Source organism: Streptomyces sp. NPDC002926, from assembly GCF_053591755.1.
Window position 1 is genome coordinate 49828 of sequence record NZ_JBSFUK010000009.1, and the last position, 23797, is coordinate 73624.

The following is a 23797-nucleotide window of genomic DNA, read 5'->3' on the forward strand; positions in this document are numbered from 1 at the left end:
CTGTGAGCCGGATGTGATGTGTCGTCACCATGCCACCTGTGCAGTCTGGGAGGGCGGTTGTGCGGTCGCGTCGGGCGGAACGGAGTCCGCTCGGCGCGACCTGTCATCCTGCCGCATGCCGCAGGCAGCACTGTGGGTGGGCCACCACTCAGTGGGCGAGGAGCATGTACGTGTTCTCCAGCTCGTCCTGCACGACGTGGGCCTCTCCCGCGACCGTCCGCACGACAAGGTCGTCCTGCGGGGTGTGGACCTGATACTGCCAGCCTTGCGGGAGTCGCAGGCGCCGGCCGAGCGTGGCCAGTGATTCCATCGTCTGGCTGTCGTCCACGGTGTGGGAGTACGCCTGCAGGATGTACGTGCGGTCGCCGGGGGCGCTCAGCGCATGCACCGGCCGGCCGCCGGACAGGATGTACTCGGTGTCCCGTTTCACCGTGGAATCGACGTAGAACTTCTTGGCCGTCGCCCCGGTGAGGTCGATCTCCGCCGGGATGCGGACCTCGGCCACCCAGCGGGCCTCCAGGCCGCCGAACATCTCGGTGTCCCCCCACTGGAACGTCGTGACCTCGTCGATCGTCCAGAAGCGGGGTCCGTTCAGGAACACCATCGGCACCTGGAATTGGTCCGCCAGCGCACGGGCGTCGAGCGCGTTCCACCGCTCCGGCGGACAGTCGTTGATACCGAAGGTGTTATAGACGGCCGCCTTGAGATGACCGTCCTCGCCCGGCGAGATGAGGAGGATCTCGCCGTAGCGCGCGTCGCGCAGACCGCTCAGGTGCCGGGAGGCTCTCGTCGTGTGGGACATGGCTCCTCCTTCTCACAGCCCGTCTCCGCTCCTGCGCGGAGAGCGCCCGCGGGGCCGGGCCCGCAGGCGGGCGGGCCCGGGTAGTGCCGCGGGTCGTCCACTCCATCAAGAGCAGCACACGCGTGGTGAAGTCGCACGCCGTCCCGGTGGCGGCGGGTGTCACGGCCCGATCCGTCCGATGATCCGCTCGTGCTCCTCGTCGGGGACCCGGGCACCGGAGGAGGGAAGCAATTGCGGGATTCCATCGATGATCGGATAGCGCCGGCGCAGCCTCGGGTTGTAGAGGACCTCCTCGGGAAGGAGCAGTGTCAGCTGCCCCTTGTCGATCGGGCAGGCGATGATCCTGAGCAGCGGATCGTCAGGCTTCATGGGCCGACTCCTTTGCCGGTACGGGGGGTTCGTCATGACGCGGAAGCATCAGCAGGACCGAGACGGCCAGTGCGGTGCCGCCGAGCCGCAGCGCGAGTCGCAGTGGGTCCTGCGGCAGGGACTCACCGAAGACGAATGTGCCGAGCGCGGCTGTGAACAGGCAGGTGACGGTGGTGCATACGGGAACGATCAGAGATGCCCGGCAGCGCTGCAGAGCGGTCTGGGACAGGATCAGTCCGGTGACCGAGGTGAAGAGCAGGATGTACGGATACGGAGACCGCAGCAGGGAGAAGACCGCGTCCTTGATACCGCTGGTCGTCAGATGACCGGAGACGCCCTTGATGGCGAGTGAGCTGACGCCGTACAGGAGGCCGACGGCGACGCCGTATTCGACGCCCGCGGTCGGCAGCCGGTGACGACGGCGGGTCCGGCGCTCCACGGACCGGTACAGCCACAGCCCCGCCGCGAGCGCGGGCAGGCACACCAGCAGGACCCGGCCGGGCGAGGCATGACCGCTCACGGCGTCGGAGCGCTTGAGTGAGGCCACGACCATCAGCAGGGCGAGGGTGATCACGGCCACGCCGCGTCGCTCACGGCCGCTGGGGCGCTCGCCCAGCACGACCGAGGAGAGCAGAACGAACAGCACCAGGCCGGAGACGAAGATGCCCTGCGCGGCCGCGATGGGAAGGGTGCGGTAGACGGCGAGCTGTGCCGCGAAGCCGGCGGCGAGCGCGAGCGAACCGCCGACCCACAGGGGGCTGCCGACGAGCAGCCGCACGACTCGGGCCGGCTGTCCCGTGCTCAGTCGCGGCAGGCCGGACAGCGCCCGCTTCTCGAGCACGAAGCCGGTGCTGTAGAAGACGTTGGCCAGCAGAGCCGAGGCCACACCCCACCACATGGCGCTACACCCGCCTGGCGTGCACCAGGAGGATGGAGGCCGCGGACGGCACGGCACAGGCGGCTCGGTCGATCAGGCGCAGCGGGCGGGGAACACCGTGGAATGGCCCGCCGGCCAGGGTGACCACCTCGAAGCCCGCGGCGGTGAGGAATCCCCGCAGGGCGCGGGCGGTGAACAGGCGCAGATGGCCCACCACTTGTGATCCGGGACGCCCGTGAATACCCCGCAGGCTGACCTCCGAGAACACAGGCTGCACACCGGCGGCCAGCAGCACCCGGTTGTACCAGGCGGCCAGGTTCGGGGTGGAGAGCATCAGATGGCCGCCGGGTCTGAGGATGCGGCGCAGCTCGTCCATGGCACTGTCGGGGTCCACCAGATGCTCGATCACCTCGCTGAAGAGCACGGCGTCGGCGCTCGCGTCGGCCAACGGCAGCCCGCCCGCGGCCAGTTCGCCCCGTACGACATGGTGCATCCGGGTCGCGGCCCGGCGCAGCGCGTCCTGGGACCAGTCGACACCGACAATCCGGTGATTGCCCAGGAGTGGGCCGGCGGTCGCCGCCGCGGAGCCGTCGCCGCAGCCGACGTCGATGACGAGGGAGGGCTCGGGGGGCAGCACCCGGGCCAGCATCACTGCCTGGCGGCGGCTGCGCTCGACTCCTGAGGCGACGGGGACGGCCGGGTTCTCGTAGAACTCGCGCAGTCCCGCGGGGAGCGTTCCCGTCATGACCCGTCGCCTCCTGAAACGGCCGGCAGGGTCGCCATCGCGGCCAGATACTCCGTGAAGAAGTCGCACAGCTGTTGCCCTGCCGCGTCGTCGAGGAGGGCGCGCGACCAGCGCAGCGCCAGATGCAGCCGTCCCTGCGTGCTGGCGGTGGTCACGGTCAGTCCGCGCGGCATCGCGGCGGGAGCCGAGAACCAGACCGCCTCGGCCCGGCCCGCCTCCGCGAAGTCCAGCGGGTACGGAATGCGCCCGATGTTGCTGAGCAGCGTCGTCGAGGTCCAGGGAGCGGCAGCCCGCCGCACGCCACGGGTCAGGGCCGCCCGTATCCCGACGGGCAGGGCGGGTGTGGTGAGGAGGGTGGCGGCGTGGCCGAGCTGCGGGCGGGGTGCCGACTTCAGGGCGCGGGTTCGTGCGGCGGTGCGGTGCAGCAGGGCGGCGAGAGTCTCGGGGCCGGGCTCCCGCGCGCACTCCCGGGCGCCGAATCCGACCTCCACGAGCCGGGTGCCGTTGCCGATGGGCATCTCGGCGCCGCGGGGCCGGTCGTCGACAGGCATGGTGATACGCATCGGCCGGAGCGGGGCACCGTGCAGCCGGTTCCAGCGGCCGATCATCAGGCAGGTGGCGACGAGGAGTTGGTCGTTGACCGTGTAGCCGGCCCCGGCCGGTCGGCGCGGCACCGGCAGCTCGGCCAGCAGCAGTCCGTTTCCGCCCGCGCCCCGGACATCGGTCGCCGGTGCCACACGGGCGGGCCGGCCCGGCCCGCCGGTGCGGAGGGGCGGCGGTGGCCCCGGCCGCCCCGCCCCGCCGACGGGATAGCGGACAAGCGGCGCGGAGGCGGCGGCGCCGCCGTACAACTCGGCGGCCGTGGCCAGTACGCGCAGACAGGCGGGCCCGTCCAGGGCGGTGTGGTTGAGCGTCAACACCAGCACACACGAGCCGTCCGCCGACGACGGCTCCACCACCTCCAGCCGGACGGGTGGGGAAACGGACAGCGGCGGAGCCTCGGACAGTGCTCCGGCCCTGGCCCGCTCCAGCGCACCGGGCCCCCGTTCCGGGAAGCCGACCGGATCCACGTCCGGGGTGCCCGTCAGCTCCCATTCGTAGCGCCGTCGGTACCAGTGGCCGGGTGCCTCGCGCACCAGGATCCGCGGGTGCCGTAACAGCGCCTCGCCGAACGCGGCCCGTAGCCTCTGCGGATCCGGCTGCCGGGGCAGGTGCACCTCTATGTGTACGGTCTCGGGCTCCTCCGCACGGAGACAGTGCCGTGAGATCTCATCGACGACCGGAAACGGAATCCGGCCCGGAGGGGGCTCGGCCGGAGGCCCGGGCCTGGCGGGTTGCAGGGCGGTCATCTCGGCGGGGCCTCCCTCGGGTCGGGCGGTGCGATGCCGGGCGGATCAGGGTGGGGCGCCCGGCCCGGAACAAGGCGCCCGGCAGAACGGTTCGCCGGCCGCACCCGCCGGGGCAGGGGCCTCGGGTCCGGTGCCGCGGAGGCAGGTGCCGCCCCTGCCCGCCGGTCCACGGTGACCACGGCCGCGCACAGTGCGATCAGCGCCAGCAACTGGGCCACCGGACCGAACGCGCCCCGCCCGGCGGAGACCGGATCGCCCGCCCCCGTCGCGGTCGCGATCCCGGCACCGGCCATCGCCACCAGTGCGATCGGCACCAGCAGGGAGTGCCGCAGTCGGGCAACCACCGCCAGCGCGGGGACGATCAGCGCGAAGGGCCCCGCGACGACCGCGACCACGAGGGTCAGCGCGACGCAGCCCAGAACCCATCCGGGCGCAGGCGGCACCATCGCGACGGAGGCCGGGCCACCGCCCCGACGGCGCACCAGTGCGAGACCCGCCAGCACCGCCACCGCCACCGCGCCGCCGATCATCCCGATGTCGTAGAGCAGCACGGGTACGTACTCGAGCTCGACCCTGCCGCCCTCGCCCGCCGGGATCAGCCAGGCCTGCTGCCAGCCGTCGATCCGCAACGGGATCAGCGGCTTGCCGTTCAGGGTGGCTTTCCAGCCGTCGTTGGCGTTCTCGTACATCTGGAGGTAGCCGGCCTCGCCCGCACCGACGGTCACGGACCGCCGGTCGCCGCGCCAGTCGACCGCGGTCGCCTCCCGCGGTTCCTTCGCGGCGGTCGGGCGGACCTCGCCGCGGGTCAGGGTGATGTCGGTGAGTGCGAGGGGCCCTTCGTCGCCCGCCTCGACCTGGTGCAGCCCTCGGCCCAGCGCGAGAGTGCCGCCCGGCGTCCGGCAGAGCGTGACGTCGACGGGCCGGCGCTCGGTCAGATCGCGCACGGTTCCCGACGCGCTCGTCGCGTGCAGCGTGCCGTCGACGGCGACGGGCGGCCCCTCGCCGCACGGCACGGAGAACCTCAGGTGGGAAGCCGGCGGCGGTGTGCGCAGATCGGCGAGTGCCGGAACGTAGACCTCGCTGAGGCCGACCGGCAGCTGCATCCGGTTGCCGGCAACGGGGTTGTGGACGGTCAGCGGCGCGGCCCGGCTGACGGTGATGTCGAGCCGGTCCGTGGTGACCGGCTCGAAGCGCGCCAGGCCGTTCTCGTCGACGGCGGCCGTCACGGCGCCGTTCGGGGTGCTGATCAGTATTTGTTCGGGCCGGGTGGAGAGTCCCCCGGCGGCTGCGAGGACGATCTCGTCGATGCTCCTGCGGCCGGGCCAGCGCAGATGGATGACCGGCCGGTCGCCGGCGATCCATGCGGTGGTCAGATCCTCATCGACGAGATTGCGCGGGCTGAGGCCGTTCCCCAGCCGGCTGGTCGAGTCGGCGGTTGCCGTGATCCGCCGCCCCTGACGCGGATCGGCGCTCGTGACGAGCCGGTCCAGCGCCTCGCCCGGCACCGGCAGCGCCCGTGCCGTGACGGCGAAATCCGCGCCCCTGCCGACGCTGAGCCGGCGGTGCAGGCCCTCCTCGGCCGAGACCGGCGAAAGGCCGCCGGGGTCGCTGCCGCGATGGAGCGAGAGGACCTCGGCCCGGGCCCCGGTGCCGAGCGCGTCGGTGGGCAGCCGGAGCAGCCGGGTCACCTGGACGCCGGGGACGGAGACCTCGCTGAATCCCGCGCCGCCCAGTCCGGCCCTGGGGGACTGGGCCGCCAGGATGGTGATCTTCAGCCAAGTCGCCCGCCCCGCGGGTGCCTTGACCGGCTGGGGGTTTCCGTTCGGCGCAAGCGCGCTGTCCTCGAGGCCCCGGTCGGTCTCCACCCGGACGAAGGTGGGGGCGGCCCGCATTCCGTCGCCGGGCAGCGGGGTGAGCCGTAGCGAGGCGGGGATGTCGGTGGGCGAGGAGAAGCGGATACGGAGCCACTGGCCCGCGGCGTCCCCGGCGCTGCCCTCGGCCCACGCCGTTCCCGGGTTGCCGTCGAAGGCGTTCACCGGGTCGTACTGCGGCAGGTGGAACAGCCAGTTGCCACTGCTGGAGGCGGTCACCGAGGCCGCGCCCCGCAACTCGGCCGTCGTCTGGTGACCGGTGCCCTTCACCGGCAGGATCTGCCGCGGTCGCTCGCCCGGGTCCTGCAGGCTCCCGGTGGGGTTCCGTTCCTCCGCGGTGTAGGTGTACGAGGTGTTGCTGTTGACCAGTCCGAAGCGGGTGTCGGCGCGGCGCAGCCCGTCCGCGACGTACTGCGCCGCCGGTGTGCCGAGCCCCGGGTGGTTGTCCCCGGTGAGCACGGTGGGCCTGTTCCGCAGGCGGGGATCGGCGGACAGTTGCAGCAGTGCCTCGGGGCCGCCGCTGACCACCGCGGTGTCCGCGACCGCCCGCAGGCCGACCTGGCCGGGCCGCCGGATGCCGGTCGGCTCATAGATCTCGACGGCCTGCATACGCGGGAAGATGCCCTGGACCTGCAGTGGAGTGCCGCTGGGGATCCGGCCGCCGGTGAGCACCGGGTCGAACCCGGTGACCCTTCGGTACCCGGAGGCTTCCAGGGTGCGCTTCACGGTGATCGGCGGGACGTATCCGATCTGGTCCGGGTCGAGGTCGTTGCGTACGACGACGAAGAAGAGGCCGGCGCGGGACAAGTAGTCGCGCAGGCCCGGCACTTCGCCGCCACTCATGAGTGCCTGATCCACCGCGTCCATCGCACGCCGCGAGCCCGGCGTCCCGAAGGGCACGAAGTCGCGCTGGGCCCAGCGGGAGTCGGCGAGCACGTCGAAGGGCTGGTCGATGGGAGAGCCCCAGGTGTAGAGGCCGTGGGCGGTGGCGGGGACGACGAGGGCGCGGCTCTCGTGGGAGTTCTCCGCCAGCCACTCGGCGGCCTGCGTCCACTGGCCGGGCAGCTTCTTGAAGGCGCCGGGCTGCAGGATCGTCCCGTTCACGTAGGGCCAGGCCAGACCCGGCAGTATCAGCAACGCCGCGAGCGCGGGGGCGTGACGCCGCAGGGGGAACGGCCGGGCACCGCGGCTCTCGCCCGCCGTGGCCACCAGGTGCATCAGGCCGAAGGCGAGCGCGAGAGCGAGCCCGGGCTGGAACTTGTAGACGCTCCTGAAGGGCCGCAGCGGCCCGTTCAGCCAGTCCTGGACCGTGTCGTGGAAGGGGGCGCCGAAGGAACCGGCGTATCCGGCCAGTGCGATCAGGACGACGGCCAGCACGGTGCTCAGCAGCCAGCGGCGCTCGGGCAGATCGCGCCGGGCCAGGCCCGCGAGCCCCAGCGCGGCGGCGAAGGCCGAGCCGAGGATGGTGACAGTCGCCGTCACCACGGTCCAGCCGGCGGGCAGCCAGGCTTCGCCGAAGTGGAGGTAGGCGACCCAGTTGCCGGTGCCGCGCAGCAGCTCGGTCGCCGACATCGTGCCGGTGGTGGTGTCGGCCTGTTCGACGTACGGCATGAAGTCGTCGCCATAGACACCGAGCAGCAGCAACGGGATGACCCACCAGGCAGTGGCGAGCACGACGCCGGGAACCCACCAGGCGATCAGCGCGCGCTTGCGGGGGCCTGCCGGACGGCTGAGCAGATAGAGCCCCACGGGCAGCAGCGCGGCGAGCGTGGATGCCGCGTTGACCCCTCCCATGAAGGGGACCAGCAGCGCGGAAGTGGCCGAGGCCGCCCGCGGGCCGGTGCGGGTGCCGGTGAGCGGCAGCAGCACCCACGGAAGGAGCGCGCCGGGGAGCGCGGCCGCCGAGGTGGAGCCGACGACGATGGTGAAGGTGGGCCACAGCGCGTAGCCGACGGCGCCCAGCAGCCGGGTCCGTGCGCTGCCGATGTCCAGGCGCTCGGCGAGCCGCAGGACGCCCCAGAACGCGCAGGTCACGATCAGCGAGAGCCACAGCCGCTCGGCCAGCCACACCGGGATGTGCGCGAGGTCGGTGAGTGCGTAGTACGGGAGGGTCGGGAAGGCGTATCCGGCGTACTGGTTGGAGAGTCCGCCGAATCCGGCGCGGCTCTGCCACAGCTCCCCGAGATCGCCGATGAACTTCCATGGGTCGGCGACCACCCCGAGCTTGGTCTCGAAGGTCATCCTGCCCGGTGATACGGAGAGGAACGCGACGAGGACCGCCGCCCAGAAGGCCAGCAGCCACGCTCTGCGGCGCGGTCCGCCGGCCGGCGGCGGGGGCGGCGGGGCGGTGGGCCGGGGGCGGCCGGGCCGGCCCGGGGGGAGGGTCAACGTCGTCTCAGCCACGGGTGGCTCGCAGTTGGCTGTCCATCGCTGCTGCCGTTTCTGTTCGGCGCCGGAGGATGAGGAGGAGGTTCCAGGTGGCGATCTCGCGCAGGCCCGGAACGCGGGTGACGGCCTGAGCGAGGAACGGCCAGTACCGCGAGCGGGCCGTTATCAGGGACACGTCCCCGCGGGCGCGTACCTGACGCAGGGTCGGACCGATGTGGATCGCGAAGAGGTTGTCGCCGAGGGCATGCTTGGCGGGGTGCCCGGTCCGCCTCAGATACCGGGCGCGGGCGCGGTCCGCGCCCAGATAGTGCCAGGGCGCCCACTCGTGACCGCCCCAGGGGGAGAGCCAGTTGGTGAACGAGACGTAGATCAGCCCGCCCGGCCGGGTGACGCGGATCAGTTCGCTGAGGAAGGTCTGCGGGTCGGCGACGTGTTCCAGGACATTGGAGGAGAAGCAGATGTCGGCGATGCCGTCGGCCAGGGGCAGCAGATAGCCGTCGGCGAGCACCGAGCCCGCGGGAATGGTGCCCCGCGCGCCCAGTTCCCGCGGATCGGGCTCGAAGAGATAGCTCTGTGCTCCGCGCCGCCTGAACTCCTCGGTGAAGTGGCCGCCTCCGCCGCCCACGTCCACCACCAGCCGGTCGTTCAGGGGCATGTGCCGCTCGAGCTGGTCGGCGGCGTCGTGGGCGAGCAGGGTGTAACACCGGTCCGGGTCGGTCCGCTCGCCCATGAACGCCCGGAAGAGAGTGAGGGACCTGCGGATGGAGGGGTCTTTCACAGCCGGTCACTCCGCTGCGGCGCGGCCTCCGCGGCCGCCGCCCGGAACTGCCGGACCGTGGCGCCCCAGCGGAAGTGCGCGGCCCGCTGCCCGGCCGCCCGGCCGAGCGCCTCGCGTCGCTCGGGGCTGAGTGCCAGTGTGCACCAGGCAGCGGCGAACGAGCTCTCGCCGCGGGCCAGCACACCGGTGGCGCCGTCGTCGATCGAGTCTCTGAGCCCGGGTACGTCGAAGCCGATGGCGGGTGTGGACCGAGCAGCCGCCTCGGTCACCACCAGTCCCCAGCCCTCGACGAGCGAGGGGTGCAACAAGATCCAGGCCGCGCACAGCAGCCGGTGCTTCTCGGCCTCCGGCACCCGGCCGGTGAAGGTCACGCCGGGCCCGGCGAGGGCTTGCAGCCTGGCCCGTTCCGGCCCGTCACCCACGATGACGAGCCGGCCTCCGGTGACCGGTCTGACCCGCTCCCACAGACGCAGCAGCAGCTCGATCCGCTTGTACTCGACGAGGCGTCCCACAGCCAGGAACAGCGGCTCCGCCGATGTGGGGGCGAGCGGACCCGGTTCCTCGACACCGTTGTGGACGAGCCGGATCCGCTCGCGCGGGACACCGAGGCCATGGAGGGCATCGGCCGTGGAAGGGGAGACGGCAACCAGCAGATTGCCGCTGTGGGCGCGGGTCAGTGCCCAGCGCTCGAGCCTTCTGCCGAGCCGGGCGGCGGGGCCGGGGAAACGCTCGGTCCAGATGTCGGTGTGGACATGGTTGACCAGGCAGAGCGTCGGTCCGCGGTGCCACAGCGGGGCGAGGTACGGCATGCCGTTGCACACCTCGACGAACAGGTCGCAGTCACCGACCTGCCGTTCGAAGGCGCGGCGGGCGCGCAGGAAGTGTCCGGCGTCGCCGCCCGCCGAGACCACGCGGTAGTCGCGGAAGGCGGCGGGACCGCCGCACAGGAGCGTGACCTGGTGTCCGTGAGCGGTGAGCCCGTCGGCGATACGGTCGATGAGCAGTTCGGAGCCGCCGGCGGCCGGGTTGCCGAGGTCGCGGCGGGCGAGGAAGACGATCCGGCGGGGATGCGGCGGAGGGCCGGAAGGAGGGTCGTGTTGCGGGGACTTCGGACGGTGGTGGGGGAGTGGCGCGCGCAGCATGGGGGGTACGTGCTGGGGCATTCGAGCTCCAACTCGCCTCGGGGTGCGGGACGGTGGGGGGTGTTGGTGCGCGAGCGGTCTGGGACGGGGTGGGGTTGGTAGTGTCCGCCCCGGTGTTCGATGCCGCTACTCACGGCGGTGACAAATTTGGCCTGCTTTCGGACTGACGTTCCATCACATTGTTCGCATTGCTGTGGATTCGCGGGTTCCTGCCGCGCGCGACGAGTACGACACCCGCGGCCGCCAGTACGAGTCCGGCCGCTCCCGCGCCGATCGGCGCGGTGTCGCCCAGCGCCCGCAGTCTGCCGCTGTCCGACTTCGCCAGTGCCACCTGCTGCTGCTGGGTGTCCGCCGTGAACTCCAGCCCCGGGCTGTCCAGCAGGACCACCTTCGCCTCATGGGCACCGGGTGCGCGCAGCGTCTTGCGGGGAGCGATCCTGGCGTTCATGATGCGGCCGGTCCGGCGGTCGACGACGAGCTCGATGCCCTGGTTGGCGTACCACTCCTCGGCGTGCACCTGGCTCCGCTTCGGCAGGCCGACCAGCCGGCCCGGTACCTGGCGGGTGCCCGTCCGGGTGTCCTTCACGGATCCGGTGAACCGGTAACCCTCGTAGCCCGCGACCTTCTTGGTGCCCTTGAACTCCAGCCTGACAGTGGCTCCCAGCGTGCTGTCCCACCAGAGGTAATCGCGCTGCTGCACGTCGAAGGGGAACTTGAGGTAGGCCTCGCCCTGATACTCCGGCGTCTCCCCGCAGCAGTGCACCGGAGCGTTGGTCCTGCGGTCGGTCACCCAGCGCTCCAGCGTCCACTGGTAGGAACGGCGGGGGTCGCGGAAGGCCAGCGTCTGCGGGGTGTCGATGGCCGTGGACACGTCCCACACAGCCCGCCCGCTGCGCTCGCTCGCGGCGACATCGCCCAGCACCCGCCGCGTGATGGTGATCGGCTGGGCCCGGACGGTTCGAAGGCTCGTCGTGTCGAAATATTCCCCGGTGCCGGTTAACACCGTCGTGACATTGGTATCGGTCGGGGTGCGTTCGGCGCGTGGCTCCACATACCGGGCGAGCATCGGCGCCAGTACGAGCAGAAAGACGCCGACACCCAACAGGACCAGCGACAATGGCGAAGCGGTACGACGCATGGGGGCACTCCCTGGGAGCGAGGACGGGTTCAGGACGGTGCGCGTCTGTACGGGCCGGGACCGTATGCGTCCTCTTGACGGAGTGTCAATGACACTCGCAGACTGAGCAATCGCCGAGCCGGAGCCGTGGGCGGGGTGCCTTCCGACCGAAAGGCTCGCTGAACCATGCACAGACTGATCGCCGCCGTGCTGACCACCATGGCCGCCGCCGTCCTCGCCGTAGGAGCGGCCTTCGGCATCGTTGCCGCCCTGAACGCCACACCCGAGCAGCCCAATGTGCCTCTCGTCTCCTTCGAGACGGGCCGGCCGACACCATCCCCGCAGCCGTAGCCGACCAGCAGCGAGGGAGGAACCCATGCCCGTGCGCACGGCCTGGCGGGACGTACCCCGCCTGCGGGCACGCAGATTCGCGTCGCTGGCGATGGCCGAGGTGCCCGCACTCGCCCAGGTCATCCTGGTCGAGATCCGCAAGGAGTTTCCCGGCCTGCCGCTCGTCGTCGACGACTCGGGCGAGCCCATGGCCCTGATCGGCATCCGCGGCGCGCTGGAGGACTTCGTGGACCACCTCGTGGTGGAGGAGGACCGGCCGCACAGGCGTCAGATGGAGGTGTTCCGGGAGTTCGGCCGCGGGGAAGTGCTGCAGGGCCGCAGCCTGGACTCCCTCCAGGCCATCTACCGGCTCGGCGTACGGCTTGCGTGGCGTCGCCTCGCCGAGATCGGCCAGCAGGTCGAGATCCCGCCGCCGGCCATGTACGAGCTGGTGGAGTCGGGATTCGAGTATCTCGACGGGCTCGTCGCACAGTCCGTACGCGGCTATGTCGAGGCCGCCGCCCGCCAGGCGGGCGAACGGCTGCGGCTGCAGCGGCGGTTGATCAGCCTGATGCTCAGCGAGCACCGCACGGATCCCACCGATGCCCTGGCCGGGCATGCCGAACGCATCGGCTGGCCACTGCCCGAACAGGTCGCCGTCGGAGTACTGCTGCGGCCGGCCCCGGAGTCCGTCCCCCCGGCCGTGGGTCAGGACGTGCTGCTGGACATGGAGTACGAGCAGCCGCGCATGGTCGTCCCCGAGCCGGACGCGGCGGGTCGGCCGGAACTCCTGGGGCGCGCGATGACGGGCTGGTCGGGTGCGATGGGACCGCCGGTTCCGCTCGCCGAGGCCGCCAAGTCGCTGCACTGGGCCTGCGCCGCCGTACGCCTGATGGAACGCGGCCTGCTCCCGGCAGGCCAGGTCCTGCAGTGCACGGAGCACACCGAGGCGCTGGTCCTGCTGCCGCCCGAGGAGCTGATCGAGGACCTGGCCCGTCGCTGCCTGGCGCCGCTCGACAAGTGCGCCCCCGCGCACAGCCGACGGCTCGTCGAGACGCTGCTCGCCTGGCTGGAGACACGTGGCGGCGCCCCCGAGGTCGCGGCACGGCTCGGCGTCCATCCGCAGACGGTGCGCTACCGATTACGCCAGATCCGCGCACTGCTGGGCGACGAGGTGGACGATCCGGACCGGCGCTTCGAACTCGAGCTGGTGTTACGGGCCCGCCGCCTGCGCGATGCGGGGGTGGCCAGATACTCCGGTGACCCGCTGCCGGGCGGCGCAGGACGACATGGGACGGAGCGCTGAGCACTGTCCCGGCAGACCGTGACCGCGCACGTTCACGTGTACGCCGGGACACGCCGGGACCACGGCCGCGCGCGGGACCACGGCTGCGACCGGTCCCGCGGACCGCCCTCAGTGCTGCGGGATCGACGGAGCCGCCGGGGCCGGCCCCAGGGTCGTCGTGCCGGGTGCTGCCCGATGGCCCAGTCCCGTGCGGTACGCGTCCAGGGCGGCCTCGGTGCGGCCGCCGCGGCGCAGCAGGTCGCCCAGCAGACGGCACAGGTCGGCGAGATCACCGCTGGCCCCGCTGCGCTCCAGCAGGGCCAGCGCCAGGACGTAGTGCTCCTCGGCGGCCTCGGCCTCTCCCCGCTCCTCGGCGATCAGCCCGAGCAGCCGGTGCGCGCCGCCCGCGTGCACCGCGCCGTGCCGGTCGTCGAGTTCCAGCAGCGCCGAGAGCAGGCCGGCCGCCTCGTCGTGCCGCCCCAGCCGGCGCAGTACATCGGCCAGCTCCACCTCCACCTGGGCGGTGTAGAGCACCGCGCGCTTGGCGGCCAGCATGTCGCGGGCCGTGCGCAACTCCTTTTCGGCGAGGGCGAGTTCGCCGTTCTGTGCCTGTACGTAGCCGCGCATCCAGTGGCAGTGCGCGAGATCGGTCCGCAGTCTCAGCTGCCGGTAGATCGCCTGGGCCTTGGCGAGCGAGGCGTCGGCGTCGGCGGTGCGTCCTTCGGCGAGGAACGTACGGGCCACCTGCCGGTGCATGCTCGCCACCAGCGCCGGGTCGTTGACCTGGGGCGCCAGGGCCAGGGCGAGTTCGGCGGCGTGCGCGGCGCGGGCGTGGGCTCCCATGTCGATGTACGGGCCGATGACGGCCGCGTACAGCAGCACCAGCGCCTCGGGGTCGGCCAGGCCGCTCGCGCCCAGCTCGGCGATGGTGGACTCAAGGAGATAGCAGGCGTAGCGCAGCTCCCCGGCCAGCAGGTGCGCGATCGCGCGGCCCCGGATCGCACGGGCGCGGCGGGGCAGCGGTTCGCCGGCCAGGAGCCGCTCCGCCGCCTCGAAGTGCCGGCCCGCATCGACCAGTTCGCCGGATTCCAGAGCGCAGTCGCCGAGTCCGAGCAGCGCCTCGGCCTGCTCGGGAGCGAGGTCGAGGTGTTCCGCGTCGGTGAGGAGCCGGCGGTAGCGGACGGCGGCCTCGTCGGCGGAGCCGGTGGCGAGCTGCTGCTGGGCGTCGGTGAGGGCGAGCCGCAGTTCGGTCGCCAGATGGGCGGGGCGTCCGGTGGCCAGCTCCTCGAACGATGTCCCGAGCCGCTCCGCGAGGAAGCGCAGCGCGGTCTCGGAGGGCCGGACCTTGCCGGACTCCAGTGTCGAGACGTACGCGGGCGTGTAGGAGGGTTCGGCCAACTGCCTTTGTGTCAGCCCGCGTTGATTGCGCAGTCGCTGCACCCGGAGGCCGATCTCGGCCGGTTCGTCCATTGGGAACCCCCTGGTTCTCGAACTCCCCAGTATTCAGGGGCAGTAGGGATTGCGCACCTCCTGCACCTCCGCCTAGTTTAAGCAACTCGTTCATCGTGCTTACTTGGTTACTTAACTTCCGTGTCAGGGGGAGAGTTTCATGCGTTCAGCACGGCGCAGAGTTCTGGCGGCGGTCGGCGCGGCCGCCGCCCTCGCGGCCGTACTGGCCGCCACACCCGGCAGCGCGGCAGCGGATCCGGCGACGCCCGGCAGGGCGGGGGTCGAGGTCGAGATACCCGGGCCGGAACACGGCACAGCCGCCGGATCCGGCCGCACACGCGTACCACAGGAGGGCCGGGCCCGGCCCTCCTCCCGGCTCTCGGCGGCCGAGGAGGCCGCCGACGGCGAGGTCACCAAGCTGGTGGACAACGGCTCCACCGCCGACCGGCTGGACATCGTCGTCGTGGGGGACGGCTATACCGCCGCCGAGCTCGACCGGTTCCACGCCGACGCCAAGGAGAAATGGGCTGAGGTGGCGGCCGTCGAGCCGTACACGACGTACCAGGGACTCTTCAACGTATGGGCGGTCGACGCCGTGTCGAACCAGTCCGGCGTCTCGGGCGACCCCGGTCCGGAGATCGTCCGGGACACCGCCCTGGGCTCGTACTTCTGGTGCGACGACATCGAGCGGCTGCTGTGCATCGACCAGGACAAGGTCGACGGGTATGTGGCGAAGGCACCCGAGGCCGACTTGGTGCTCGTCCTCGCCAACAGCGCCAAGTACGGCGGCGCGGGCTACAACGAGCCGAGCGAGACCCTCGGTTACGAGGGCATCTCCACCGCTTCGGCCGGCAACGAGAAGTCCGGCCAGGTCGCCATCCACGAGACCGGCCATTCGCTGGGCAAGCTCGCCGACGAGTACTACTACCCCGGCTACCCGGGCTACGAGGAGTACACGGGCCCCGAGCCCGCCGAGTCCAACAGCTCCACACTGGCCGCCGGGGACATGTCCGCGCAGCGTGCCAAGTGGCACCGCTGGCTCGGCGAGGAATCGCCCGACGGCGGTTCGGTCGGCACGTACGAGGGCGGGGGGTACTACGTCACGGGCCTGTACCGGCCCACCGACAACTCCCTGATGCGTTCCCTCGGCAAGCCCTTCAACCTGCCCGGTATCGAGGCGATGATCGCCGGCTTCTACCGCCACGCGAAGGTCGTCACCGCGGTCACGCCCACCGATCGCACCCTGAGGCTCAAAGACACCGCGAAGGCCGCCGTACCCCGGCTGAGGGGCGCGGACGGGCGGCAGCTCAGGATTCGCTGGTATCTGGACGGCAGGGAGTTGAAGCCCTTCGCGGGCCGTACCCGGGTGCGGGTGTCGGACCTGGCCCTATGGCTGCTCGACCTGCGCACGCACACGTTGGCGGTCACCGCCGAGGACCGTACGCCTGCCGTGCGGGACCCGAAGATCGCCGGGACGCTGAAGTCCACCACCGGCTGGAAGATCCGGCTCTGACCCGGTCGGCCGAGAGCCGGCCCGCGAACCAGCGAGACTCCGGACGGCTCATGGCTGATCGCGGGTGTGGCGTGCCTCCCCGAAATCCCACAGACAGACAACCGACCGGTCGCCCCCGGCCGACCTCACCCGAACGTTCACATCGGAGAAGAACGTCGTGAGGAACGGCCGCCGGTCCACCCAGCGCTCCGCGAACCAGTCACCGAGATCCTCGCGGAGCAGCAACTCCGCCATGGGCGCGCTGCACACCGCCAGCAGGTCACCCGGCCGGGTCTCCAACCGGGCCCAGCGCAGCTCCTGCGCGCCGGTGGGAAGCCGCGCCTGCCGAGCACCGGTGAAGACCCCGTCCCAGACGCCTTCCCGCAGCCGCAGTACGGAGCCGTCGCCGATACCGAAAGCCACATGCTCACGCAGCTGATGGTCGCCCAGGCGGGACAGCAGTCCGGTGAGCGCGAGCTCGACCGCAGCGTCACCGGCCGCACCGGTGCTGCCGGTACCGGCGCCCACGCCGCCCGTCTCGTTGCGCGCCACCAGACGCACGGAGTGGGCCACACCCTGAACGGCGGTGCGCAGCAGGCCCCCCAGCTCGCTGTCATCGGCCGGGACACGCGTGGTGGCGTACGCAGCCTGATACAGCTCGGTGCCGAGCCGCTCGCCGTAGTGGCCGAGCTGCGCGGCGAGACTCCGGCAGGCCCGCTCCGCGGCCGAACGCGACCACGGTCCGCGCGGTGCACCCGCGGCCACCACGCTGAGCAGCGTCGGAGAGGGGATCTCCTCCACCAGCCCAAGGTGGACCGCGTCCCGCCGGTGCTCACCGTCCTCGCGCTGCCGGTCGCCCCGGACGGAGGCCGACCGGACGATCAGCGGACCGAGGTCCGCACCGTCGACGGTGCTGTCGGCCCCGGAGTCCCTGCCCAGCGGCAGTCGGCTGGGTACGGCCGGGGAAAGCGGCGGCGCGCCGGGCGGGTCGGGGACGTCGGCTCCGTCCTGCGAGCGGTTCCGGGCGGCGGCCGCCGACGCCTCGGCGATCCGGGCAGCCACGCCCCTCTCGACCTCCGCCTCGAAGGCGGCGGTCAGCCGCGCCTCCACCCGCGCCTCCAGCGCGGCAGCCACTCGCGCCTCCACCTCTGCCTCCAGTGCGGCAGCCAGTCGCACCTTCAATTGCGCCGCGATGGCAGCCTCCACGCCGCCCTCCACCTCGGCGAGACGGGACCGCAGGGCACGGTTTTCCACCAGCGCCTGTTCCCGCTCTCCCAGGACCCTGGTGAGCTGGACCTCGTAAGCCCCGCGAGTCCGCTCCAGTTCCGGGGCCAACAGCTCCTTCTGGCGCTGTGCGGGCAGGACCGTGTGGCGCGGGCCACGACGACGGGCCGCGACGGCCAGTACGCCGCACGCGACCAGGGACACGAACAGCGCGACCAGAACGAGCGGTTCAGTCTCCACGCGGCCGGCCTTCCTCCGTGGCCAGCCGACACACGGTTCGCTCCGCGAGCGCGGAGACGGCGAATGCTTCGAGACGGTCCCAGAGCTCGGTTCCGTCGCCCGGCCGGAGCGGCTCGCCGGACCCGGGCGACACCGCGGGGTCGGCCGTGGGCCGTTCATGGCGTGCCGTCAGGTCGTGACAGCCGAGCCGGACGTCCCGGCACGCGGCCCGCAACCGCCGCACGGTCAGCACGGGAACCTCGCGAGGCACCTCGCCGATCAGCGGACGCAGAACGCCATCGCTCAACGCGGCCAGCCCGGAGGCAGCCCAGTCCGCCTCCGCCTGCCGCACGGCGTACCCGGGCCGCCGGACCGTCCCGTCGAGCAGCCGCGCCGCCAGTCCGGCCTCCGGCAAGGCCAATGCGTACACCGGCAGTCCCTCGGCCGCGGGCCCGACGGTCCGGCCGCCGCGCCCACGCAACCAGCTGCCCAGATCCGCCATGCCATGCCTGCCGCGCAGCCCGGCCACGGTCGCGACCAGCACGACCGGCGGCGCGTGCGGCGCCCGCCGGACCCGGTCCAGCAGTCCCCCGAGCACTGCGACCGCGGGCGAGGGCTTCGCGTCCCCACCGAGCTCGTCCGCCGGCAGCACGGCGAGCACGAGGTGCGCGGTCTGCAGCACTTCGAGCGCCAGCAGGCGCAGCGCGCGCCGGGTCGCGGGTCCGGCCCTGTCCGGCGCTACGACGGGTAGATCGACGATCTCGATGCACAGGCCGTCCCCGCCGGCGCCCGGAGCCGGCCAGGGCAGGAGAGCGGCGCGGAACGGCGCGTGGATCACCGCCGGCGCGGCCGGTACCGATGCCACGGAGGCATCCAGCACCGCCGACACGGGACCGGCGGCGGTGAGGTCCTGGCAGCGGCGCCAGGTACGGGCGACCGCTTCGGCGCCCGCGCAGCCCGGGCGGAAGAAGGGACCGGCGCCGGCCTCCGACGCGCGGACGCGGAGCCAGGCCACTGTGCCGGGCGAGGCGCGCAGTGCCTCGCCCAGCAGCTCAGGACGGGCGGTCAGCAGCCGGGCCAGACGGTCGAGCGCCGTCGACTGGGCGGACGTCAAACGGAGTCGGGGGCGGTCGACGGCGGTGTGGAGCACGGAGACCGGAAGAAGGTCCGTGGCGAAGGGCGGATCGGCGATGCGCAGCCCGGTCAGCAGCGGAACCAGCCCAGGGCCGTCGCCGGTACGGGGTACCACGACCCGGAGCGGAACCCGCCTCGCGGCACCGTCCTGTGCACCGAGCATCGCCACATCGGCCGCGAGCTGCCGGGACAGTCCGGCGGCGCGCCCCACCTCGGACGCGGCGAGCACCGCGCTCGCGCGCACCCACCATGGGCCGCTCCCCGTGTGGCGATGGATCCCCGCCGGCCCAGCCATGTCACAGCCCGCCGGGGTTCGGAGGGTCGGGGCGCCAGACCACCCGGCCCGGGCACTCCGTCCCCTTTCCACCGCGCCGGCGCAGCGGGGTCTGGAGCACCCAGTGCACCAACTGCTCGTCCCGCCTCTTGTCGCCCCCCACATTGTTCCTGGTGAATGCGGAGAGCTCGGGCTCGTGCCAGGTGTGGGTCTCGTCGAAGACCAGCTCATGGCCCGCCTTCTGGGCCAGGGGCTGAAGGATGCCCGACACTTGCCTGCGCCACCGCCACCACCAGCTGTCCGGGGCGGCGGCCGCCGGTTCGTGGTGCAGTCCGCCCAGTACGAGGTCGAGTTGCAGCGCGGGGCCCAACTGTGTCGAGGGGGTCCAGCCGGCCCCGCCGCTCAGTGCGCTGGCGGCGGTCTTCAAGCTGGTCACCAGCGCGTTCCGGTACCGGTCCCGCCGTTCGTGCCGCAGGCCGGCAGGAGCGCCGTCCGGGCCGAGGACAGCTCGCAACTCGGGGTCGAGCTCCGCCAGCAGCAGTGCCTGTGCCGCCCGTGCGGCCCATTGGAGCCTGGGGCCGCCCACGTCCCCGGACGCGACGTCGCCGATGCCGAGTGCGTCGAGAACGTCCGACGGCGCCGCGGCGGCGGCTCTTCTCAGTGCCCCCTCGGTGGTGAGGGCGAGCGGCAGGACAACCCCGCTGTGCAGATCACCGAGCGCGGGAACGGGTTGGTCGTCCGGCTCGCCGGCCGCTGCGGCGCAGTCGGTGCCGAGGTACTCGCGTGCGGCCGCGGCCAACTTGTTCCGCCAGGCGGCGACGTCCTTCTCGGGCAGGCGCAGCAGGGCGATGTGCAGTGACTCCCAGGCACCCGTTATGTCCTTCCCGGTGATGGGCCCGGGCGGGCGGCGCCGCCACGTGCCGACGTACATGTCGCGGTCCCTGTGCAGTTCATCGCCCAACTCGACCAGGCGGGCGGCACATCGGGCCCCCCGGTCGAGGACCGGACCGGGATCGGGCGGCGTTGCGGTCACGCCCTGGGACCGGGTCCCGGTTCCGGTGTCGCCATCGTTCTCGCTCGTCAACCGGGCGGCCCCGGTCCGGTTGTCCGCCCCGTCGGCCGCCCCGTGACCACCCGTGGCCGGCGGCCTTGTGGCGGCCCGGATCGCGAGACCGAGGGCGTTGCGGGCGTCCAGTACGCGGGAGATCACCTCGTCGGAGTCGCCGCCGTACCGTTCGTGAGACGCCGTCACCTCCTTGAGCGCCTCCTCACAGCGGCGCAGAGCGTCCAGCAGAGTGTCGCGGCTCGCCGAGGGGCCCGCCCTGAAGGTGTCGGCGACGGCTTCGGCGAATGTGTGCCAGTGGTCGGTGGCGGTGCTGGTGGCGGTGCTGGTGGCGGGCATCAATGGCTCCCGTTCGTGGGGTCCCAGTGCTTGTTGAAGTTGCTGACACCGCGGTTCATCGGCCGGTGCAGTACCCGGCCGGGACGCTGTTCGACCTGCCGCAGTGTCTCCGCGGGCAGATAGGGGACGGTGCCCCGGTGCACGCGGAGCCGGCCGTGGGCGTCCAGCGTCGCCGAGTGTTCGCCCTGGCCCGGGGCCGGGAGCCGGCCCAGATATTCGGGTTGGCCGCTGCCGTCGCGCAGCAGATAGAAGTGGTAGTTGCCCCGGACCGGCAGCGCGTCGAGAACCGCCACCCGGCCCGGCACCGGTGGCTCCTCGGAATCGGTGGTGTCGTGGAAGAGCTCGCCCAGATACGTCTCACCGGCGCCCGTACCCGTACCTGCGCCTGTACCCGCACCAGCGCTCCCACCGGACGCCTGAGGGGCCGGGAACACCTCCACCAGGTCCGGCGCGCCCGCGTCCGGCGCGCCGAGCGACACACACAGGCTGCCGGGCAGCGACCACTGACCGAGCGAGGCGTTGAAGGCCAGACCCGGCAGTGCGTCGTTCAGCTCCAGGTGCTGGCCGGTGACCAGCAGATGCGGTGTGCCGTTGCAGAGCAGAATGTAGGAGAACAGCCGGTGGTCCATCTCCAGCCGGTAGTTGACCCCACTGCCGTCCATCCTCCGCCAGACCTCGCTCAGCGGCTCCTTCATCGACTCCGCGTCGGCGGCCAGGAACAGGTTGAAACTGCCCCACTGGATCGAGTCCTTCGACGAGACGGCCCGATACAGCAGCACCAGGTCGCTCAGCGGCTGCCAGTCCGTACGGACCCCGCGGGTGCCCCGCGCGTCCAGCTCGATGAAGGGGGTACCGGCGCGGAGCACGGGCAGCACCCTGGCCTCGCCGGTCACCGGACCGAAATCGCTCGGCAGCGCGGAGAAGAGCCCCTGGGTCCTGATGTCGAGATCGCTCAGCCGGATCACCGCGTCCGTGGCCCGCAGCCGCGTCCGCTGTCCGCCCAGCACGCCGGCGAGGGCGTGGGTGGAATGGGCCCAGGCCGCGCCGAGCGAGGTCGCCTGTTTGGCGATGAACCCCTTCTCGACCGCGAGGGCGGTGGGGTTCCAGCCCAGCCGGACCTGCGAGTCGGCGTCGACCTTGGTGAGTACGTCGATGACGTTCTCCCGCACCTGCTCAAGAGCGCTGCTGCGGCCGGAGAGCACCACCTGGTCCAGGGCCGGTACCGGATGCGGGTCCAGGCCCTTGGCGAGGCGTTTCGTGTTCTCCTCGTGGATGCGGGTGAAGACCGTACGTACGAGGTCGCCGCCCATCTCCGCGGCCCGGCTCAGTACCGGCTGCAGCAGCTTGCGGAAGTCGGCGGGGTCGAGCCGGACCTCCTTCGCCTGGCCGAGCCCGTGCGAGCAGGCATCGAGAATCGCCTGGACATGATCGGTCCTGATCGTCCCGGCAGCCGCCGAGCCCTCGCCCCCGTTGCCGTCCGCGCCCTTGCCCAGCGCGCGCTTCTGCAGTTCGGCCTGTTGCCAGAGCAGAGTGAAACGGCGCCGTCGCCGATCGCGCTCCGCCTCGTCGCGCACATTGTCCCAGCGCGTCGGAAGGTACTCGTCGAGTGTGCGGTGGACGTCCGGGGCGACGATGACGTTGAGCATCTCGGCGGCCTGGTCGGCGATCCGGGTGGAGAGGGCACGGGTTACGGATTCACCGTCCGCGCCGGTACCGGATGTCGTGCCGGGGCTGCCGGCACCGGAGCGCAACTGGTCGACGAAGCACGCCTTGATCCAGTAGAAGACCTGGAGAGTCAGCAGATCGCCACCGAGCTGGCCGTGCCCCGTCGAGCCCAGCAGCTGCGGTTCGAGCCGGTAGTCCCGGCCGGAGACGAACTCCTCCTCCGCCGCCAGCTCCGGCGTCTGGTCCACCAGCGCCAGCCGCAGCAGCGCGATGTCCGTCGTGCCGCCGCCGATGTCGATGGCCAGCAGAATGCGATGCCAGGTCGGCGGGTCGTCGCTGACGTGCCGCGACCGGGAACGCAGCGCCTCCAGACCGAGGTTCTGGTTGTCGGACAGCTCCCGCATCACGAAGAAGAGACTGGCGGCCAGCCCCTCGTCGTAGTCCATCACCACCTGCGGGATGCCGAGCCCGGTGCGTACGAGCGTCTCCAGCCGGAGCTTGATCTCCGGCAGGATGCTCGTCGGATAGGTGATGACGGCGGTGCGCAGCCGTGGCTCCGACCGGTCCCCCTCGCGGCGGGTCAGTTCCTCCGCCCGTTCCACCAGCCGCAGATACATGTGCTGGGCCAGATGGACGGCGCTCATGTCGGTGCCGCCGACAGGGCGCGGCGGATGCTCCAGGAGGGCGCGCTTGATACCGGTGATGGCGCCGTCGGCGTTCTCCCCGCAGAGCTCGAAACGCCGGTCCTGCGGCAGCGGATCGACGCCGGGCCCGTCCTCGGCCGGCTTCAGCTGCTCGACCAGGGCGCTCGCCGGGGCATGGGTGCGCTTGCCAGTGATGTCCGCGTAGTCCACCGGCCGCAGCTTGTGGCGGTCCAGCGCCGGGGTGCTCATGACGCGGGCGTAACCGTCGTAGAGGCGCGACGCCAGCCAGTCCCGCAGCGCCGGCCGGCTGTCCTGATGCAGGCTCTGCTCCACCTTCACCAACAGGGCGTCGACGACATCGGCGTCGTTCAGCCGCGCGAGCGCCTCCCGCCCGGTGATCCGCTGTCCGCCCCGGCGACCCAGTACGAGTCGGCCGGACATGATCGACTCGACCACCTTGAGCCACTCGGTGGGAGCGCCGGGCGGCGGTTCCAGCAACTCTCTCATCAACTCGGCGAGAGCCGCCGTCTGATCGGGGTCGACCAGCCGGTGGGTGATGTTGCCCAGGTCCCAGAGTGTCGCCGTGGATGCTGTCGAGCCCAGATCGACGACGACGAACTGCTGGAAGTGGTCGCCCGCCGGCTGCGGGGTCCGAAGTGCCAGGAACTCGCCGTCGTCCTCGGGTTCGAATCCGGAGGCGAACCCGGAGGCCGTTTCCGCCGCCGTCGGTGGCTGCTCACCCGGCGGCGCGAACTCCACGGTGACGCTGCCGGGAGCGGTGTAGTTGCCCGCCGGGCCGGTGTAGTCGACGGACCAGTGCACATCGACTCGCAGGTGCCTCCCGGGGAACGGAGCACCCGGAGTCGCCGTACGAGGATCGCCGTACACCAGGCTCACCGGCAGCCGGCCGTTCGATGAGAGGACCCGGAGCCCGTCCACGCTGACGATGGTGTATTCCTGCGGGACCCAGACCGTCTCCAGGGCGTGGGCCAGTTGGGCCGGTATGGGCTCCCCGGGTTCGGCGCGGACCTCGACGCGGGGCGGCAGATGGACGGTGAGGTAGCCGAAGTTGCCGGGCTCGCGCTCCACCAGTACTTCGGGCAGGGCGAAGCCGTCCTGGTCGGCGTAGACGCGGAAGTGCCGCCGGCCGAGCGCCACGACTCCCGGGTGGGGCGTGGTGCCGGCGTCGGTCCCGGTGCGCGGCGGGACACGGAAGGAGATCTCCAGTGCGCTGCTCATGG

At 72.0% G+C, this 23797-nt stretch carries 17 protein-coding genes; 3 read left to right on the forward strand and 14 right to left on the reverse strand.

Features of this window, described 5'->3' with window-relative positions; translation table 11 throughout:
• Positions 1 to 148: 148 nt before the first annotated feature.
• The 9 genes from ACWDZ6_RS17170 to ACWDZ6_RS17210 form a co-directional block, all read right to left on the reverse strand.
• The gene (locus tag ACWDZ6_RS17170; protein ID WP_451503508.1) at positions 149 to 802 is read right to left on the reverse strand and encodes a hypothetical protein; all 654 of its coding nucleotides are present in this window, start codon (positions 800 to 802) and stop codon (positions 149 to 151) included.
• A gap of 159 nt (positions 803 to 961) precedes the next feature.
• Positions 962 to 1171, reverse strand: coding sequence for a Trm112 family protein (locus ACWDZ6_RS17175; protein ID WP_366729734.1), 210 nt, complete (start codon positions 1169 to 1171; stop codon positions 962 to 964).
• On the reverse strand, positions 1161 to 2069 hold the full coding sequence (locus ACWDZ6_RS17180; protein WP_451503509.1) for a DMT family transporter: 909 nt from the start codon (positions 2067 to 2069) through the stop codon (positions 1161 to 1163). Before ACWDZ6_RS17180 ends, ACWDZ6_RS17175 begins: the two co-directional genes overlap by 11 nt.
• 4 nt (positions 2070 to 2073) lie before the next feature.
• Positions 2074 to 2793: a class I SAM-dependent methyltransferase gene (locus ACWDZ6_RS17185; RefSeq protein ID WP_451503510.1), complete on the reverse strand. Its 720-nt coding sequence runs from the start codon at positions 2791 to 2793 to the stop codon at positions 2074 to 2076.
• Entirely contained in the window at positions 2790 to 4142 is a 1353-nt protein-coding gene (locus ACWDZ6_RS17190; protein WP_451503511.1) for a condensation protein, read from the reverse strand. The genes ACWDZ6_RS17185 and ACWDZ6_RS17190 overlap by 4 nt, the downstream gene beginning before the upstream one ends.
• On the reverse strand, positions 4139 to 8416 hold the full coding sequence (locus ACWDZ6_RS17195; protein WP_451503512.1) for an alpha-(1->3)-arabinofuranosyltransferase domain-containing protein: 4278 nt from the start codon (positions 8414 to 8416) through the stop codon (positions 4139 to 4141). The genes ACWDZ6_RS17190 and ACWDZ6_RS17195 overlap by 4 nt, the downstream gene beginning before the upstream one ends.
• The gene (locus tag ACWDZ6_RS17200) at positions 8409 to 9179 is read right to left on the reverse strand and encodes a class I SAM-dependent methyltransferase (protein ID WP_451503513.1); all 771 of its coding nucleotides are present in this window, start codon (positions 9177 to 9179) and stop codon (positions 8409 to 8411) included. The genes ACWDZ6_RS17195 and ACWDZ6_RS17200 overlap by 8 nt, the downstream gene beginning before the upstream one ends.
• Positions 9176 to 10342 (reverse strand): glycosyltransferase family 4 protein, encoded by a 1167-nt coding sequence (locus ACWDZ6_RS17205; RefSeq protein ID WP_451503514.1) that lies wholly within the window; start codon positions 10340 to 10342, stop codon positions 9176 to 9178. The genes ACWDZ6_RS17200 and ACWDZ6_RS17205 overlap by 4 nt, the downstream gene beginning before the upstream one ends.
• A gap of 109 nt (positions 10343 to 10451) precedes the next feature.
• On the reverse strand, positions 10452 to 11459 hold the full coding sequence (locus ACWDZ6_RS17210) for a DUF3068 domain-containing protein (RefSeq protein ID WP_451503515.1): 1008 nt from the start codon (positions 11457 to 11459) through the stop codon (positions 10452 to 10454).
• Positions 11460 to 11624: 165 nt separating this feature from the next.
• Here ACWDZ6_RS17210 and ACWDZ6_RS17215 point away from each other — a divergent pair, with 165 nt between their 5' ends.
• Together ACWDZ6_RS17215 and ACWDZ6_RS17220 are read left to right on the forward strand one after the other, a co-directional pair.
• A complete protein-coding gene (locus ACWDZ6_RS17215; protein ID WP_366729742.1) occupies positions 11625 to 11789 on the forward strand; it encodes a hypothetical protein in 165 nt (54 codons plus the stop codon).
• Between the two features lie 25 nt (positions 11790 to 11814).
• Positions 11815 to 13074, forward strand: a complete 1260-nt coding sequence (locus tag ACWDZ6_RS17220; RefSeq protein ID WP_451503516.1) for a PucR family transcriptional regulator — start codon at positions 11815 to 11817, stop codon at positions 13072 to 13074.
• Between the two features lie 108 nt (positions 13075 to 13182).
• Here the strand turns inward: ACWDZ6_RS17220 and ACWDZ6_RS17225 are convergent, their stop codons facing one another.
• Positions 13183 to 14523 carry a helix-turn-helix domain-containing protein gene (locus tag ACWDZ6_RS17225; RefSeq protein ID WP_451503517.1) on the reverse strand — a complete coding sequence of 447 codons (1341 nt, stop codon included), beginning with the start codon at positions 14521 to 14523 and terminating at the stop codon, positions 13183 to 13185.
• Positions 14524 to 14662: 139 nt separating this feature from the next.
• Between ACWDZ6_RS17225 and ACWDZ6_RS17230 the strand changes: the two genes are divergently transcribed.
• Positions 14663 to 16015 carry a M64 family metallopeptidase gene (locus tag ACWDZ6_RS17230; protein WP_451503518.1) on the forward strand — a complete coding sequence of 451 codons (1353 nt, stop codon included), beginning with the start codon at positions 14663 to 14665 and terminating at the stop codon, positions 16013 to 16015.
• Positions 16016 to 16063: 48 nt separating this feature from the next.
• Here ACWDZ6_RS17230 and ACWDZ6_RS17235 read toward each other — a convergent pair whose 3' ends face one another.
• Genes ACWDZ6_RS17235 through ACWDZ6_RS17250 form a run of 4 tightly spaced genes read right to left on the reverse strand, consistent with a single transcriptional unit; the run spans position 16064 to position 23795 of the window.
• On the reverse strand, positions 16064 to 17458 hold the full coding sequence (locus ACWDZ6_RS17235) for a hypothetical protein (protein ID WP_451503519.1): 1395 nt from the start codon (positions 17456 to 17458) through the stop codon (positions 16064 to 16066).
• Complete coding sequence (locus ACWDZ6_RS17240; RefSeq protein ID WP_451503520.1) at positions 17448 to 18815, reverse strand: hypothetical protein; 1368 nt, start codon at positions 18813 to 18815, stop codon at positions 17448 to 17450. Before ACWDZ6_RS17240 ends, ACWDZ6_RS17235 begins: the two co-directional genes overlap by 11 nt.
• Positions 18816 to 18867: 52 nt before the next feature.
• On the reverse strand, positions 18868 to 20247 hold the full coding sequence (locus ACWDZ6_RS17245; RefSeq protein ID WP_451503521.1) for a hypothetical protein: 1380 nt from the start codon (positions 20245 to 20247) through the stop codon (positions 18868 to 18870).
• Positions 20247 to 23795 carry a hypothetical protein gene (locus tag ACWDZ6_RS17250; protein ID WP_451503522.1) on the reverse strand — a complete coding sequence of 1183 codons (3549 nt, stop codon included), beginning with the start codon at positions 23793 to 23795 and terminating at the stop codon, positions 20247 to 20249. Before ACWDZ6_RS17250 ends, ACWDZ6_RS17245 begins: the two co-directional genes overlap by 1 nt.
• Positions 23796 to 23797: the final 2 nt, after the last annotated feature.

What these genes read in the sequence shown, in the direction of transcription:
- ACWDZ6_RS17170 (WP_451503508.1), bottom strand. Translation starts at nt 802, where the DNA reads ATGTCCCACACGACGAGAGCCTCCCGGCACCTGAGCGGTCTGCGCGAC.
- ACWDZ6_RS17175 (WP_366729734.1), bottom strand. Translation starts at nt 1,171, where the DNA reads ATGAAGCCTGACGATCCGCTGCTCAGGATCATCGCCTGCCCGATCGAC.
- ACWDZ6_RS17180 (WP_451503509.1), bottom strand. Translation starts at nt 2,069, where the DNA reads ATGTGGTGGGGTGTGGCCTCGGCTCTGCTGGCCAACGTCTTCTACAGC.
- ACWDZ6_RS17185 (WP_451503510.1), bottom strand. Translation starts at nt 2,793, where the DNA reads ATGACGGGAACGCTCCCCGCGGGACTGCGCGAGTTCTACGAGAACCCG.
- ACWDZ6_RS17190 (WP_451503511.1), bottom strand. Translation starts at nt 4,142, where the DNA reads ATGACCGCCCTGCAACCCGCCAGGCCCGGGCCTCCGGCCGAGCCCCCT.
- ACWDZ6_RS17205 (WP_451503514.1), bottom strand. Translation starts at nt 10,342, where the DNA reads ATGCCCCAGCACGTACCCCCCATGCTGCGCGCGCCACTCCCCCACCAC.
- ACWDZ6_RS17210 (WP_451503515.1), bottom strand. Translation starts at nt 11,459, where the DNA reads ATGCGTCGTACCGCTTCGCCATTGTCGCTGGTCCTGTTGGGTGTCGGC.
- ACWDZ6_RS17215 (WP_366729742.1), top strand. Translation starts at nt 11,625, where the DNA reads ATGCACAGACTGATCGCCGCCGTGCTGACCACCATGGCCGCCGCCGTC.
- ACWDZ6_RS17220 (WP_451503516.1), top strand. Translation starts at nt 11,815, where the DNA reads ATGCCCGTGCGCACGGCCTGGCGGGACGTACCCCGCCTGCGGGCACGC.
- ACWDZ6_RS17225 (WP_451503517.1), bottom strand. Translation starts at nt 14,523, where the DNA reads ATGGACGAACCGGCCGAGATCGGCCTCCGGGTGCAGCGACTGCGCAAT.
- ACWDZ6_RS17230 (WP_451503518.1), top strand. Translation starts at nt 14,663, where the DNA reads ATGCGTTCAGCACGGCGCAGAGTTCTGGCGGCGGTCGGCGCGGCCGCC.
- ACWDZ6_RS17245 (WP_451503521.1), bottom strand. Translation starts at nt 20,247, where the DNA reads ATGCCCGCCACCAGCACCGCCACCAGCACCGCCACCGACCACTGGCAC.
- ACWDZ6_RS17250 (WP_451503522.1), bottom strand. Translation starts at nt 23,795, where the DNA reads ATGAGCAGCGCACTGGAGATCTCCTTCCGTGTCCCGCCGCGCACCGGG.